The sequence below is a fragment of the Marixanthomonas ophiurae genome (genome assembly GCF_003413745.1).
Lineage (GTDB): Bacteria > Bacteroidota > Bacteroidia > Flavobacteriales > Flavobacteriaceae > Marixanthomonas > Marixanthomonas ophiurae.
This window is the reverse complement of the sequence record NZ_QVID01000002.1, coordinates 858,729-873,756: the sequence shown is the minus strand read 5'-3', so window position 1 is coordinate 873,756 and position 15,028 is coordinate 858,729. Positions and strand designations below refer to the sequence as shown.

Here is a 15,028-nt window from a genome sequence, read left to right as displayed (position 1 = left end):
TTCAGTATCTTTTTAATGCTACTTTTCTTTGTACAAGTTAGTGTAGCACAAGATTCTAGTACGGTGTCAGTTTCATTTAATAATACTTCATTAAAAGAAGCGCTAAGCACTATCGAGAATCAAACAGATTATCATTTTTTCTACCTAGAAAATTGGCTTGATGGTAAAACAGTAAGTGGAAATTTTGACAATGTAACAATGGATACTTTGTTGAATGGACTGTTGGACAAAACGGTTTTAAACTATTATATCACAAACGACAAGCGAATTATACTTACCCAAAACAGTTTGGTTTACGACAAGCTTCCCGAAGGATTTTTTCCGAAAGAAGAGAAAGACACGATTGTAGTTGAAAAGGAGGTAGTTGAAGACTATTCTCCAATTTTTTATAATCAAGAAAAACCAAAGAAAAGTACACCAGTAGAAACGGTACGCATTGGTAAAGAAAACCAAGGCGACTCTCGTAATAAGTATACTTTAAGCGGATATGTAACCAATTCATTATCGGGAAAACCCATTGCAGATCTTGCTATTTTAGTGCAAGGAAGTAATACTGGAACCACTACAACTGATGATGGTTTTTATTCTATTTCATTACGTCCGGGTGTTAATATGTTAGAGACCAAATTAATTGGTATTGAAGATGTACAAAAAAGAGTGATTATCTATAATGATGGTAGACTCGATATGGCACTAAATGAAGATTATGAAATGCTTGGGGAAGTTTTTTTAGAAAACGAAGCAGATAACAATGTTACAAAAGCAGAAACTGGTGCAGAAACCATCGATGTAAAAGTAATTAAGAATATTCCATTGGTGTTAGGCGAACGTGATATTCTAAAAGTAGCAACCACACTTCCAGGTATATCAAATGCTGGGGAAGGAGCAACAGGGTATAATGTTAGAGGTGGAAAAGCAGATCAAAACCTAATTCTTTTAGATGAAGGTGTTATTTACAATCCTTCTCATTTTTTCGGAATATTTTCTTCTATAAATCCGTTTACTTCCGGAAATGTAGATATCTATAAAGGAAGCATCCCCGCTGAATATGGTGGAAGGCTTTCTTCAGTTTTTGATATTTCTACCCGCGATGCCAATACAGAAAAATTTTCAGGCGAAGGGTCCATTGGTCCAGTTACAGCTAACTTAACACTAGAAACTCCTATTGTTAAAGATAAAGCTGGAATTATGGCTGGAGTTCGGGCAACCTATTCAGATTGGATTTTAAAATCGCTCGATGAAGAATCTTTAAAGAATAGCGAAGCTTCTTTTTATGATGCCATTATAAAATACAACCATCAAATAAATGAAAATAACGAAATAAAAGCTACAGGATATTACAGTAAGGATCGATATAGCATTACTTCAGATTCGCTGTTTGGATATAGCAACCGCTTGGTTTCTTTACAATGGAATCATAGGTTTAATGAGGAGAACAAGGGAAGTTTATTATTGTTAAATAGTGAGTATAAATACGATATTGAATACGACGGCCCAACAGATACCGATTTTGATCTAGGCTACAGCATTAACGAAACCCAATTAAAATTAAGATTTGATTCAAAATTGAACAATAAACACACATTAGATTATGGTATTTCTACAAAACTATACAATGTACAACCCGGCGAGATACAACCTTCACAAAATAGTTCTATTGTAGATCCCTTAAAAATACCTAAGGAAAGAGGGTTGGAGAGCGCTGTTTTTTTGTCAGATAACTTTACAGTAAATGAAAAAATAGAGCTTAATGCTGGTATTAGGTATTCAACTTTTGCGGCACTTGGGGAGGCTACACAACGAAGTTATTTGGAAGGTGTTCCGTTAAGTGATGCCACGGTAACCGATACACTTAGTTACAATAATAATGAAACCATTGAAACTTATGGAGGGCTGGAGGGACGTGTTTCTGCACGGTATTCTTTTAATCCAGAGTTTTCGGTAAAAGCGAGTTTTAATAATACCATACAGTATATTCATACCTTGTCAAATAATACAACCATATCACCTACGGATACTTGGAAGCTTTCTGATTTAAATATTGAACCACAAAGAGCCAACCAATATGGTTTAGGTTTTTATCATAATTTTGACTCCAATAAATACGAAGTAAGCCTAGAAGGATACTATAAAACGTCTAAAAATATTTTAGACTTTAAAACAGGTGCCCAGCTTTTACTAAACGAAAATGTAGAAACAGAGTTATTACAAGGTGATGGAAAAGCCTACGGACTCGAATTCTTGGTCAAAAAAAAAACAGGGAAGTTAAATGGTTGGTTAAGTTATAGTTACTCCCGTTCTTTTCTTAAATTAGATAGCGAGTTTAAGGAAGAACGAATAAATAATGGTGATTTTTTCCCTTCAAATTATGACAAACCACACGATATAAGCGTAGTTGCCAATTATAAATTAACGGAGCGTTTTAGTCTTTCTGCCAACTTTGTATATCAAACGGGACGTCCTATTACGTATCCCGTAGGTAGTTATGTGATAAATAACTCTGAATTTGTACTGTATAGTGACCGAAATGAATTTAGAATACCAGATTATTATCGGTTAGATTTAAGCATTAATTTTGAAGGAAACCATAAATTAGATAAACTAGCACATAGTTTTTGGAATATTTCGGTTTATAATGTATTAGGGCGTAACAATCCATATTCTGTCTTTTTTGTAACAGATAATGGAGAAATAAAAGCGTATCAAAGCTCTATTTTTTCCATTCCGGTACCCACAATAACATATAACTTTAAGTTTTAATTTTTAATTTATGATGAAGACAGGATTACGAGATAAAAATTTGAAGTTGAAGAGTATTACAATGGTTTTAGTGTTTCTAACGGCTGTTTTTCTCTATGGATGTGTAGAAGAAATAGATTTTGAAACCGAAACTTTTGAAAGTGCTCTTGTTGTAGAAGCTACCATTACCAATGAAACAAAACTACAGACAATTACTTTGAGCCGTACATTTCAGTTTGAAGAAGATGGGCCTTCGGCCGAAGCCAATGCTACAGTATCGGTAACCGATTCTATGGGAAATCAATATTCTTTTGAAGAAACCGATATACCAGGTGTTTACCAATCAAGCACTACCTTTTCTGCTCAGCCCGATCGTGACTATCAGCTGTCCATAATAACAGCCAATGGCAGAAGCTATAGTTCAAGCCCTGTGGCTTTAGAAAGTACTACTCAAATAGATGATTTATATGTTGAACGGGAAACCAACGAAAGTGGTGAAGTTGGTGTTTCAATTTTTGTTGATAGTTACAACCCAAATGAACAAGAAACTTATTATCGTTTTGAGTATGAAGAAACCTATAAAATAGTATCACCTCTTAGAGGTTCAAAAGATATAGAGGTTATTAGTTTTAATCCTCCAGAAGTTGAACTTGTGCCTAAAACACGAGAAGAAGAAGTATGTTATGCTACTCAACAGTCAAAATCAATTTTATTAGCATCGACTAACTTACTAGCTCAAGACCGTTTATCTCGATATGAAGTACGGTTCATTAAACGTATAAATCCAATTATTTCACAGCGTTATAGTATTTTGGTAAAACAAAATTCTATTTCAAGAGATACATATCGGTTTTATGAAAAATTAAAGAGTTTTTCAGAATCAGAAAGTCTCTTTTCTCAAGTTCAACCAGGGTTTATTGAAGGAAATATTTTTTCTTTAGAAAGTGATACGGAAAAGGTGATCGGAATTTTCAATGTAGCTTCTGTGTCTTCACAAAGAATGTTTTTTAATTATTCAGATTTATTTGCCGAAGATGAATCTCCGGGAACTTTTGTAGATGATTGTCGCCTTACAAGACCAGAGTTACCACTTTTAGTAAATCAAGTGGAGAGTGGACTTATAAAATTTGTTTTAGAGGCAACAGGACCAGGAAACCCAGATATAGGTTTTGGCCCATATTTCATAGCTCAAAAACCGTGTGTTGATTGTACTGTATTTGGTTCTAACGTAGTTCCAGAATTTTGGGAGGAGTAATTTATTTTTTACATATGAATAAAAAGATTTTACATATTTTAATTTTGTTTTTCGCAATTGGCTCAGTTGCTTTTATGCAAGCACAGATTAGTAATCGTGTTAAAAGTCAGCGTTTCGACACATCAGAAATACCTAATGAGCAAGTTTTTACGCATCTAAATACGTCTTTATTTTTTGTAGGTGAGTATTTGTACTACAATCTATATGTTATCAATTCAAAAACCGAAAATTTAAGTGCTATCAGTAAGGTTGCATATCTTGAATTGATTAATGAAAACAAAGAATCGGTCTTTAAACATAAAATACCGTTGGCTTCAGGAACTGGACAGGGCGACTTTTTTATTCCTACTACAATTCCGTCAGGAAATTATAAAGTTGTCTCCTATACTATGAATATGCTTTCAAAAGGTGCAGATAATTATTTTCAACAGGATATTACCATTATAAACCCATATAGAGGCAATCAAGATGCAATAACAAAAAAGAATGATAGTGTTTTAAATAACGTTCAAAACCCTTCCGTAAAAACTGAGTCAGACGATATTATTGATAATAGAAGTAGTCTTTTAAGCTTTAGTATTACTACTGATAAAAAAAGCTATTCAAAGAGAAGCCCCGTAACACTACATTTTAAAAGTGAAACCGGAAAGTTTCCTCAAGGAGACTACTCACTATCGGTTAGAAAAGTAGATACTGTTAAGCATGCTTCGTTAAAACATGCTACAGATTATACAAACCCAGTTTCCGAAAACTTAAAATCTCAAAACAAGTTTATAGTGCCAGAGTTAAGAGGAGAAATTCTTACGGGAAAAATAAGTGCTAATAACAAAAGCCAAAAAATTGGGAAACAAAAGATAGCCTTATCAATCCCAGGCGATAATTTTATTTTTGAAATATCTAACGTGGATTCTAAAGGGAACTTCTATTTTAATATCGATAGACCTTATACAAATAACACCGTAGCGTTACAGGTACTTAATAACTTTGATAATACTTTTGAAATTAAAGTAGATAACGAAGTTTCCATAAGTTTTGATGCATTAGATTTTAATCATTTTTACATTACACCAGAAATGAAAAATCTAATTGTAGAACGCAGTGTTTACAATCAGGTTGAAAATGCATATTACAGCGTAAAACCAGATACCGTAAAAACGATACCTCCACATACTTCTATCTATACAAAGAGGAGTAAGACTTATAATTTAGATGAATACACTCGTTTTCCAACGATGGGAGAAACCATGGTAGAAATTGTGAATGATGCATGGATAGACTGGCAAAATGGTAAAGGTACGTTTGCAATCAGAGAAAAAGAAAATAGCCTACGTAGCAATGCCCCTTTATTGCTATTGGTAGATGGTTTTTTTGTCCAAGATCATCAGAAACTAATAGACTATAGTGCCAATAAAGTAGAAAGCATAGCGATAATGCAAGATAAATATTATTATGGTTCGCAAACTTTTCAAGGAGTAATGGTTGTGGAAACCATTGAAGGTGATTTTTACGAAAACCCTTTAAAGGATTATGTTAAGCAAGTTGAAATAGTACCCATTCAACAAAAAAAGCAATATTTTAAACAAGTATATTCCAACACCGATAACTCAGAAGCATCCAAACGTGTACCTGATTATAGAAGACAGTTACTTTGGTTGCCAGAGCTAGAATTAAATGAATCTAGCAGAAATATTACATGCTATACTTCAGATATTTCAGGTATTTATGAATTTATAGTAGAAGGTTTCACTGAAAAAGGACAGCCAATATTCTTAAAAGAAACATTTACCGTAAAGTGATTATGTTAAAAAAATAAAAATATGGTGTGTTTTTCAAATTTTATTACTATATTTATAATATCATAATAGGGGTGCTAAAGTTAAAACAGCTGAGAATATACCCATTGAACTTAGAGAGGTAATACTCACTAAAGAATTATGATAGCAAAGAGAATTAAAATGTGAATTTACATTTTGTTCTCTTTGTTTTTTTTTACTACTCACAAACAAGTTACTCCTTTACTTTCTTATCCATCTGCGAACCGATAAACGGTATTTTTGGTGCTAAGAAATAACCAGTTAAACTAGCAAAAAGAATTGGTATAAAATAAGTAAACCCTGTTAACGTGGCTAAAAGAATGGTGGTACTCATCGGTGTTCTGGTAACACAGGCATTAACCGACGCCATACAGCAAATAACCGCCAACGATACATCTACGGAAGGAAATATTTGATGTATTAATAACCCTAATGTTGCCCCGACAAAAAATAAAGGAATTATAAAACCACCACGCCACCCCGAAGTAACGGTTACTGAAATAGCTATAATTTTAAATATAAGTATAGCAATTAATAATGTAATAGAGTATTCATTAGATAATAACTCGTTAATTTCGTGATGTCCAAAATATCTTGTTATAGGTAGGTAAAAAGCAATTATCCCTAATACAATACCCCCAATTAATGTTTTTATATAGATGGGGACGTGTAGTTTTCCAAAAATATTTTTTAAAAACTTAGTGCAGAAAATAAATGACCATGCCAGTACTGCAGCTGAACAAGCAAACAAGACAGCAAATAGGAAGTCATAAGTTGATTCCATTTCATAAGCGGGTAGCTCCCAAGTAGGACCGAGGCCTAGATGAATAATAAGAGCAAAAACTACATAGCTAAAGCAACTCGCTACAAAAGCAGGGATAATGGCCTTGTAATACTCTACAGCGTGTTTATGGTGAAGTATTTCTAATGAAAACAAGCTTCCGCCTAATGGAGCGCCAAATAAAGCGGTAAAACCGGAAGCCATACCAGCAATACTTAGCGAACGACGATCTTCCCCTTTTAACCGGAATACTTTTCCTAGCCACGTTCCGGTAGATCCTGTAACCTGTACCAGTGGTGCTTCAGGACCTAAACTACCTCCAGAAGCCACGCAAAGTAAGGAGGAAAGAATCATCGATGGATTATTCTTTGGGTCCAGTTTTCCTTTATTAAAGCGAATGTTGTTAACGATTAATTGTATTTCTCCAGGATCACCAATAAGGTGAATAACAATACCAGCCAATAACCCAGAAATTGCCATCGCTGGTATTACCAACCAACCTTCAAAAAAAGCAATTTGATGGGTTAAAAACTCTAAAACAATCCAGTACACACCGGCAATAACCCCGCCAAACAACCCTAACAGAGCCCATAATAAAAAGTTTCGGCTAAAGAGAAATGGGTTGAAAGAGATAGGTCTATCGAGTATATTGACATACTTTACAAGTTTCCTTCTTTTTTTGAGCTTCATTTTTACATGAATTTTACAGCTGGATTTATAAGCCAAAATTATAATTCATCACTCTTTTCCTTTTGCCCAGTTTTCATTAAATAGGCTTTTAAAAAGTCATCTAAGTCACCATCTAAAACAGCATCAGTATTCCCAGTTTCATGTCCAGTACGAACATCTTTAATTAACCTATAAGGATGTAGCACATAGTTTCGTATTTGCGATCCCCACTCAATTGCCATTTTGTTGTCTTCTATCTCAGCACGCTGGGCTTGTTGTTTCCGAAGTTCTATTTCGTATAACTGGGATTTCAACATTTGCATGGCTTTCTGCCGGTTTTCCAATTGGGAGCGCGTTTCAGAATTATGAATCACAATCCCAGAGGGTTTGTGTGTTAAAATAGCTTTGGTTTCCACTTTATTTACATTTTGTCCTCCAGCACCGCTACTTCGTGCAAAATCCCACGAAACATCACCCGGGCTTACATCAATTTCAATAGAATCATCTGCTAACGGGTAGACATATACACTGGCAAAACTAGTGTGGCGTTTGGCATTGCTGTCAAAAGGGGAGATGCGCACCAATCTGTGTACTCCATTTTCACTTTTAAGCCAACCAAAAGCATAGTCTCCATCAATTTCGAGTGTTACGGTTTTTATACCAGCAACATCACCTTCTTGATAATTCAGTTCTTTTATTTTAAAACCATTCTTTTCGGCCCACATCATATACATACGCATGAGCATACTAGCCCAATCGCAACTTTCAGTACCACCGGCACCTGCTGTTATTTGTAATACGGCACTTAAATCGTCACCTTCTTCACTCAACATATTTTTAAACTCAAGTGCTTCAACAGCTTTGAGGGCTTTAATAAATCGCTTTTCAACGTTTTCAGCTTCGCCTTCACCTTCTTTAAAGAATTCGAAAATTACTTCAGTATCTTCTGTAAAGTTTACGGCTTCTTCATAATCATCTACCCACTTTTTTTTATTCCGAAGTTGTCGCATAAACACTTCGGCTTCTTGTGGGTTGTCCCAAAAGTGAGGATTGAAGGTTTTTTCTTCGTCATTTTGTATTTCTATTCGTTTTCCAGCTACGTCAAAGATACTGCCTTAAAGCATCTAGGCGATCCTTAAGGTCTTGGATTTGATCGTTCGTAATCATATTGTGTTTCGGTTTGTTTTGTTTATAATTTCATTCAAAAAAACAAAAATAGGATTTAAGTCGGCAAGCGGAAATTAATTCAGCCTATTTTTATAACTTTAGATATTACGAACCAAGTAAATCAATTTGTTATGAAACCATGTTTATTACTGCTTACCATACTTATAAGCACTCTTAGTTTTGCGCAAAAGAACACAGAGAAGAAGCCGCTTTCTATTATTTCGGACATGACTGAAACGTTAGCGAATCAAAACATTGAAAACTATTTTTATACCAATCGGACTTGTTTGGGGGAGACTCGAATTATTACACTGAATGATCAAAAAAAATGCTTTACAAACGGAAATTTCAGTGAATACTATTTGTTTTGGCAAGAAGATAGCACAACCTATATTACAAAAGCCGATAACTGTGGCCCTTTTATAAAGCTAAAACTAAGTAACAATGACTTGTTTGACTTTTTCATGGAAAACAGACAAGCACTTGAAAATAATTCGGTTAAAGAATATACAGTAGCAAATCCTGAAAATGCGCCAACACAACGAACAAAAGTATATCCATGTTCTCACGAGTTTTCTTTTACAACAGCAATGGGTACCTTTACCCAGAAGTTTAAGGAGTTTGATGTAACAAACGATTCTAAACAAAGCAATCTCAATTATGAGCACAATCAACAATTAAAATTAATTGCTCTTGATAAAATGATTGATACTGTAATTTCAGAAACAGCAAATAAATTAAGAAGACAATAAAAACACAATGATTAATGAAAATCGACTTACGAAGCGACACCGTCACTAAACCTACCAAAGGAATGTTACAAGCCATTATGGAAGCTGAAGTAGGAGACGACGTGTATAAAGAAGACCCAACCGTAAACAAACTTGAAAACTACGTAGCCGAACTTTTTGGGATGGATGAAGCCTTATTTTTCCCTACCGGAAGTATGGCGAACCAAGCGGCTATAAAATTACATACCCAGCCTGCAGAACAATTAATTTGTGATAAATGGGCGCATGTTTTTAATTATGAAGGCGGTGGCGCCTCGTTTAACAGTGGTGTGTCTTGTAAATTGGTTGATGGTGATCGCGGCATGATTACTGCTGCACAAGTGGAAGAAAACATTAATCCACCTGATTTTTACCACAGTCCTTTGACTACCTTGGTTTGTTTGGAAAATACTACCAACAAAGGGGGAGGAGCGTGTTACGATTTTGAAGAAATAAAGAAAATTCGAAAAGTCTGTGATAAACACAATTTGGGGTTGCATTTGGATGGTGCTAGATTAATGAATGCTATAGTAGCCAAAAAAGAAAATCCAAAAGATTACGGGGAGGTGTTTGATACTTTGACCATTTGCTTAAGTAAAGGGATGGGAACTCCATTAGGAACGTTGTTACTTGGAAAAAAAGAGTTGATGAAAAATGCCATGCGCGTTCGGAAAGTGTTAGGTGGTGGTATGCGCCAAATAGGCTTTATGGCAGCAGCGGGATTATATGCTTTTGAAAATCATATTGAACGATTAGCAGAAGACCATAAAAAAGCTTCGGAAATAGCTAAAACCTTAAAAAAGCAATCGTATGTCTCAGAAGTAGAACCTACAGAGACTAATATTGTTATCTTTTACTTGAAAGAAGGGTTTTCAGAAGAAAAGTTTATGGAAGACCTACAAAATCAAGATATAATAATAAGCAATATGGGACAAGGAAAGCTTCGTGTAGTAACTCATTTGGATTATACCGATGCGATGCACGAGCGTTTTTTGGAAGTTTTGAGACAATATAAGTAACAAAAAAGCTCCTAACTAGGAGCTTTTTTACTTTAAAAGTAAAAAGATGTTTATTCAACTTCTTTCACCTCTGCTTCCGGAGCATTTTTCTTTACAGATTCAATACCGTTGTTCATTCCACTTTCAGCAGAATACATTTGACTACTGCCGATAATTTGTCCGTTTGTGGATTTTAAATTGAAATGAAACTTTCCGTTTTTAGCAGTTTTCTTTTCATACCGCGCATCGTCGCCACAATTTTTTTGAATAGACTCAATTCCGTTTTTTGCGGATGCCTTTGAGTTATACATTTCACTAGTTAAAATCACTTGCCCGTTACTTGCTTTTAAATTGAAATGATATTGATCTCCCTTTTTCTTTAATTCGAACATGTTTCTTATTTATAGTTAAACTTGCTTTTAAGTACTTAAATATCCGAAAAAAAAACCATACTCTAAAGTTATAACGTATTTCATTACAGAATTTTAATCAATGTTTAACATCAATCAATAAAAAAAGCAGTTATTAATTTTACTCTAAAAGCTTAGTATAGATAATTAATTCCTAAAGGATATTATAAAATTGACTAATACTAATGTTAAAACAACTACTAATTATGGTAAATCTGTGTTGTTTATTTTTATTTGGCATTATATGTGCTTATTTTAAATCAAAATAAAAGAAGACTATGAAACGTGTTATTTTAATCGCATTAATTTTTATTACTACAATAGCAACAGCACAGATGAAGAGTAGTAAATTAAATTGGCATACTAATTTAGAGGAAGCTCAAACACTTTCACAAGTAGATAATAAACCTATATTGATATACTTTACTGGAAGTGATTGGTGTGCACCTTGTAAAAAACTAAAGGAAGATTTTTTTGAAAGCCCAAAGTTTAAGCATAAAGCGGAAGATTTAGTATTGGTAGTTATAGATTACCCTAGAAGAGTCGATTTACTTAGCCAAGAACAATTAGATTATAATAAAACGGTAATAGCTAAATATAATAAACAGCAAACATTCCCTAAGCTAGTAATGCTCAATTCAGAAGGGAGAGAGATGGGGAGAATTTCGGGTTATAGTCCGTCTCGAGATACCAGTAAGCATTTTACATTTATAGATGAACATATTCAAGTTGAGTAATAAAGTAACTAAAAAAAGAGCCTTGTAAAATTTTACAAGGCTCTTTTTAAATTATTTAAACATATCCATTCCAGGAATGTTGGGCATCCCTTCTTTGGCAACAGCGCCAATTTCAGCTTCATTTACATCGGTTGCTTTTTTTATAGCTTTATTTAGATTGACAATTAAATAGTCTTCCAATTGCTCTTTATCTTCCAATAAAGAATCATCAATTTCAATTTTTTTAATCTCTCTATTTGCAGTCAACGTGATTTTTAATAAGTTGTCACTGCTTTTCTCGTCAATAAGTACGGTGTCTAAGCGTTTTTTGGTGGCTTCAACTTTTTCTTGAGCTTCTTTCAACTTGCCCATCATATCTCCAAACATATCTTTTTATTTTAGGTTTGGTGCAAATTTACTAATTTGCTTGCGTATTAATCAACCTTTTAAAGATGAAAAAATCTATAGCTGTTTCCGTAGTATGCCTTATTTTTGCCGTTTCCTGTAAAACAGATAAAACTTCCGAAGAAAATATGAATATTACTCCACCGAAAGCCACTAAAATTGCTAAGAATCTTGACATGCACGGCGACACCCGCGTTGATAATTATTATTGGCTTAACGATCGTGAAAATGAAGAAGTAATCGATTACCTAGAGCGAGAAAATGAGTATTACGAGAAGATGACGGAACATACTAAAACGTTTCAAAAGAATCTCTTTGAAGAAATGAAAAGCCGAATTAAGGAAGATGATGAGTCGGTTCCCTACTTTTATAACGGATATTACTACATAACACGTTTTGAAACCGGTAATGATTACCCAATCTACTCCCGCAAAAAAGGTTCGTTGAATGCGGAAGAGGAAATCCTGTTTAATGTAAATGACATGGCCAAGGACCATTCATATTATAACTTAAGAGGAATAAATATAAGCCCAGATAATAAATGGGCCGCTTTTGGAGTGGATACGGTAAGTAGAAGACAATATAAACTTCATATCAAAAATCTAGAAACAGGGGAAGTTTCTTCTGAAACCATAGAAAATACAACGGGAGGCTCTACTTGGGCTAATGATAATGAAACACTATTTTACACTAGAAAAGATCCGCAAACACTGCGTTCTAATGAAATTTTTAGACACAAAAGAGGAACTGAAGCTACTAGTGACGAATTAATCTACACCGAAGAGGACGATACTTTTATTACTTATATTTATAAAACAAAGTCTGATAAGTATTTAGTAATTGGAAGTAACAGTACGTTGACTTCAGAATATCAAATCTTAGAGGCCGACAATCCTACAGGGAAATTTAAGATGTTTCAGCCTAGAGAAAGAGGGTTAGAATATAATATTTCTCACTTCGGAGCCGATTTTTATGTGTTAACCAATAAAGATGATGCTACCAACTTTAAGTTGATGAAAACACCTGAAACCAAAACACTAAAAGAAAATTGGAAAGATGTTATTGAGCATAGAGAAACAGTTCTGTTAGAAGACATCGATATTTTTAAAGATTATTTGGTGGTAAGTGAACGTAACAACGGCTTAAATAAAATACGTATTATGCGTTGGGACGAAACGGATGATTACTATCTGCCATTCGATAATGAAACCTATACTGCTTACACCATACAAAACCGAGAATTTGAAACCGATACCTTACGGTATGGGTACAATTCGTTAATTACCCCAGCTTCAGTAGTAGATTTCAACATGAAAACTCGCGAAAAGACGGTAAAGAAAGAAGTAGAAGTATTAGGCGGAAAATTCGATAAAGATAATTATGAATCTAAGCGCGTTTGGGCCACGGCGGAAGATGGCACCAAAATTCCAATTTCTATGGTTTCTCGTAAGGGAATTAAAAAAGATGGTAACAATCCATTTTTATTGTATGCATACGGTTCATATGGGTCAACCATTGATCCTTATTTTTCGACTGTGCGCTTAAGCTTAATGGATCGAGGATTTATTTTCGCCATTGCACACGTTCGTGGAGGAGAATACTTGGGAAGACAATGGTATGAAGACGGAAAATTACTAAAAAAGAAAAATACTTTCACCGATTTTGTAGATGCCTCGAAATATGTAATTGAAGAAGGGTATACATCCGCAGATCATTTATATGCATCAGGCGGATCGGCTGGCGGTTTGTTGATGGGTGCTATTGTTAATATGAACCCAGAACTATATAATGGTGTGATTGCTTCAGTACCATTTGTAGATGTAGTAACTACGATGCTCGACGACAGCATTCCATTAACAACAGGTGAATATGACGAATGGGGGAACCCGAACGATAAAGAATATTATGAGTATATAAAATCGTATTCGCCATATGATAATGTCACCAAACAGGAATATCCTAATTTATTGGTCACAACTGGGCTGCACGACTCGCAAGTACAGTATTGGGAACCAGCAAAATGGGTGGCGAAACTTCGGGAAATGAAGACAGATAACAACAAATTATTGCTGCAAACAAATATGGATGCCGGTCACGGTGGCGCTTCCGGCAGGTTTGAAGCATTAAAGGAAGTAGCGATGGATTATGCTTTTATACTGGACTTAGAGAACATTAAAGAGTAATTAAAAAAATTAATGTAACTTTGCCGTGTTTTTTAAATGAAGGTATTACGCCCGATTTTTACTAACGAAAACTCCCTTTATGAAAGAAGAAATTCAGGCGCATGATAATGTGTTGCAATTAATAGGAAACACTCCATTAATAAAACTCAACAACATTACGGCGAACATGAAAGGCAACTATTTTGCTAAAGTAGAGGCATTTAATCCCGGTCATTCTTCAAAAGACCGTATTGCCCTTTATATTATTGAACAAGCCGAGAAAAAAGGAATCCTCAAACCTGGAAGCACGATTGTTGAAACCACTAGTGGAAACACAGGTTTCAGTATTGCTATGGTGAGTATTTTAAAAGGATACAAGTGTATTTTGGCAGTAAGTTCAAAATCTTCAAAAGATAAAATCGATATGTTACGTACTATGGGTGCACAGGTATATGTTTGTCCAGCTCACGTACCAGCAGACGATCCGCGTTCGTATTACGAAGTAGCCAAACGATTACACGAAGAAACGGAAGGTTCTGTTTATATTAACCAGTACTTCAATAACTTGAATATTGAAGCGCATTACAAAACCACGGGTCCAGAAATTTGGAAGCAAACAAAAGGACAGATAACACATTTGGTAGCTTGTAGTGGAACAGGAGGTACTATTTCTGGTACAGCACGTTTTTTAAAAGAACAAAACCCAGATATCAAAGTGATTGGTATCGATGCTTTTGGTTCTGTTCTTAAAAAATACCATGAAACACGTGAATTTGACAAAAATGAAATTTATCCTTACAGAATTGAAGGCTTGGGGAAAAACCTGATCCCAGCGGCTACAGACTTTGACTCCATTGATAAGTTTGTAAAAGTAACTGATGACGAAAGTGCGCATACGGCACGTGAGTTAGCGAGAACCGAAGGAATATTCGCTGGTTATACCAGTGGAGCTGCTATGCAAGGCTTAAAGCAACTGGAAGAAGACGGCGAGTTTAGTGAAAACAGCAATATTGTTGTTATTTTTCCAGACCACGGATCACGATATATGAGCAAAATATATAGTGATGAATGGATGGAGCAACAAGGATTTTTGGATACTGAAGTAGCTCAAATAGACGCTGTTCAGGTAGTAAAATAATTTT

At 34.7% G+C, this 15,028-nt stretch carries 12 protein-coding genes; 8 read left to right on the top strand and 4 right to left on the bottom strand.

The features are described from left to right. Window positions 1–15 precede the first annotated feature (15 nt). Genes DZ858_RS14260 through DZ858_RS14250 form a run of 3 tightly spaced genes read left to right on the top strand, consistent with a single transcriptional unit; the run spans window position 16 to window position 5,790 of the window. Window positions 16–2,760: a TonB-dependent receptor domain-containing protein gene (locus tag DZ858_RS14260; RefSeq protein WP_117160328.1), complete on the top strand. Its 2,745-nt coding sequence runs from the start codon at window positions 16–18 to the stop codon at window positions 2,758–2,760. A gap of 10 nt (window positions 2,761–2,770) precedes the next feature. Beyond that, window positions 2,771–3,994 (top strand): DUF4249 domain-containing protein, encoded by a 1,224-nt coding sequence (locus tag DZ858_RS14255; protein ID WP_117160327.1) that lies wholly within the window; start codon window positions 2,771–2,773, stop codon window positions 3,992–3,994. A 14-nt stretch (window positions 3,995–4,008) separates the two neighbouring features. Beyond that, window positions 4,009–5,790 (top strand): hypothetical protein, encoded by a 1,782-nt coding sequence (locus DZ858_RS14250; RefSeq protein ID WP_117160326.1) that lies wholly within the window; start codon window positions 4,009–4,011, stop codon window positions 5,788–5,790. A gap of 211 nt (window positions 5,791–6,001) precedes the next feature. On the opposite strand, the gene DZ858_RS14245 is transcribed toward DZ858_RS14250, so the two are convergent. Together DZ858_RS14245 and prfB are read right to left on the bottom strand one after the other, a co-directional pair. Then, complete coding sequence (locus DZ858_RS14245) at window positions 6,002–7,279, bottom strand: chloride channel protein (protein WP_117160325.1); 1,278 nt, start codon at window positions 7,277–7,279, stop codon at window positions 6,002–6,004. Between the two features lie 38 nt (window positions 7,280–7,317). Further along, window positions 7,318–8,425, bottom strand: a protein-coding gene (gene prfB / locus DZ858_RS14240) for a peptide chain release factor 2 (protein ID WP_117160324.1) whose coding sequence is annotated in 2 segments (ribosomal slippage) — window positions 7,318–8,361 and window positions 8,363–8,425 — 1,107 coding nt in all. Because the reading frame shifts where the segments join, the coding sequence is not laid out codon by codon here. Between the two features lie 131 nt (window positions 8,426–8,556). Here prfB and DZ858_RS14235 point away from each other — a divergent pair. After that, window positions 8,557–9,177, top strand: a complete 621-nt coding sequence (locus DZ858_RS14235) for a hypothetical protein (protein ID WP_117160323.1) — start codon at window positions 8,557–8,559, stop codon at window positions 9,175–9,177. A gap of 14 nt (window positions 9,178–9,191) precedes the next feature. Beyond that, on the top strand, window positions 9,192–10,214 hold the full coding sequence (locus DZ858_RS14230; RefSeq protein ID WP_117160322.1) for a threonine aldolase family protein: 1,023 nt from the start codon (window positions 9,192–9,194) through the stop codon (window positions 10,212–10,214). A 50-nt stretch (window positions 10,215–10,264) separates the two neighbouring features. Here DZ858_RS14230 and DZ858_RS14225 read toward each other — a convergent pair whose 3' ends face one another. Next, a complete protein-coding gene (locus tag DZ858_RS14225) occupies window positions 10,265–10,585 on the bottom strand; it encodes a YegP family protein (protein ID WP_117160321.1) in 321 nt (106 codons plus the stop codon). Window positions 10,586–10,881: 296 nt separating this feature from the next. On the opposite strand from DZ858_RS14225, the gene DZ858_RS14220 reads away from it, so the two are divergent. Beyond that, window positions 10,882–11,340 (top strand): thioredoxin family protein, encoded by a 459-nt coding sequence (locus DZ858_RS14220; protein WP_117160320.1) that lies wholly within the window; start codon window positions 10,882–10,884, stop codon window positions 11,338–11,340. Window positions 11,341–11,391: 51 nt separating this feature from the next. Here the strand turns inward: DZ858_RS14220 and DZ858_RS14215 are convergent, their stop codons facing one another. Next, the gene (locus DZ858_RS14215) at window positions 11,392–11,706 is read right to left on the bottom strand and encodes a YbaB/EbfC family nucleoid-associated protein (RefSeq protein ID WP_117160319.1); all 315 of its coding nucleotides are present in this window, start codon (window positions 11,704–11,706) and stop codon (window positions 11,392–11,394) included. Between the two features lie 65 nt (window positions 11,707–11,771). On the opposite strand from DZ858_RS14215, the gene DZ858_RS14210 reads away from it, so the two are divergent. Continuing rightward, window positions 11,772–13,907, top strand: a complete 2,136-nt coding sequence (locus tag DZ858_RS14210) for a S9 family peptidase (RefSeq protein ID WP_117160318.1) — start codon at window positions 11,772–11,774, stop codon at window positions 13,905–13,907. 79 nt (window positions 13,908–13,986) lie between these two features. Then, window positions 13,987–15,024, top strand: a complete 1,038-nt coding sequence (locus DZ858_RS14205) for a PLP-dependent cysteine synthase family protein (RefSeq protein ID WP_117160317.1) — start codon at window positions 13,987–13,989, stop codon at window positions 15,022–15,024. Window positions 15,025–15,028: the final 4 nt, after the last annotated feature.

What these genes read in the sequence shown, in the direction of transcription:
- DZ858_RS14260 (WP_117160328.1), top strand. Translation starts at nt 16, where the DNA reads ATGCTACTTTTCTTTGTACAAGTTAGTGTAGCACAAGATTCTAGTACG.
- DZ858_RS14255 (WP_117160327.1), top strand. Translation starts at nt 2,771, where the DNA reads ATGATGAAGACAGGATTACGAGATAAAAATTTGAAGTTGAAGAGTATT.
- DZ858_RS14250 (WP_117160326.1), top strand. Translation starts at nt 4,009, where the DNA reads ATGAATAAAAAGATTTTACATATTTTAATTTTGTTTTTCGCAATTGGC.
- DZ858_RS14245 (WP_117160325.1), bottom strand. Translation starts at nt 7,279, where the DNA reads ATGAAGCTCAAAAAAAGAAGGAAACTTGTAAAGTATGTCAATATACTC.
- DZ858_RS14235 (WP_117160323.1), top strand. Translation starts at nt 8,557, where the DNA reads ATGAAACCATGTTTATTACTGCTTACCATACTTATAAGCACTCTTAGT.
- DZ858_RS14230 (WP_117160322.1), top strand. Translation starts at nt 9,192, where the DNA reads ATGAAAATCGACTTACGAAGCGACACCGTCACTAAACCTACCAAAGGA.
- DZ858_RS14225 (WP_117160321.1), bottom strand. Translation starts at nt 10,585, where the DNA reads ATGTTCGAATTAAAGAAAAAGGGAGATCAATATCATTTCAATTTAAAA.
- DZ858_RS14220 (WP_117160320.1), top strand. Translation starts at nt 10,882, where the DNA reads ATGAAACGTGTTATTTTAATCGCATTAATTTTTATTACTACAATAGCA.
- DZ858_RS14215 (WP_117160319.1), bottom strand. Translation starts at nt 11,706, where the DNA reads ATGTTTGGAGATATGATGGGCAAGTTGAAAGAAGCTCAAGAAAAAGTT.
- DZ858_RS14210 (WP_117160318.1), top strand. Translation starts at nt 11,772, where the DNA reads ATGAAAAAATCTATAGCTGTTTCCGTAGTATGCCTTATTTTTGCCGTT.
- DZ858_RS14205 (WP_117160317.1), top strand. Translation starts at nt 13,987, where the DNA reads ATGAAAGAAGAAATTCAGGCGCATGATAATGTGTTGCAATTAATAGGA.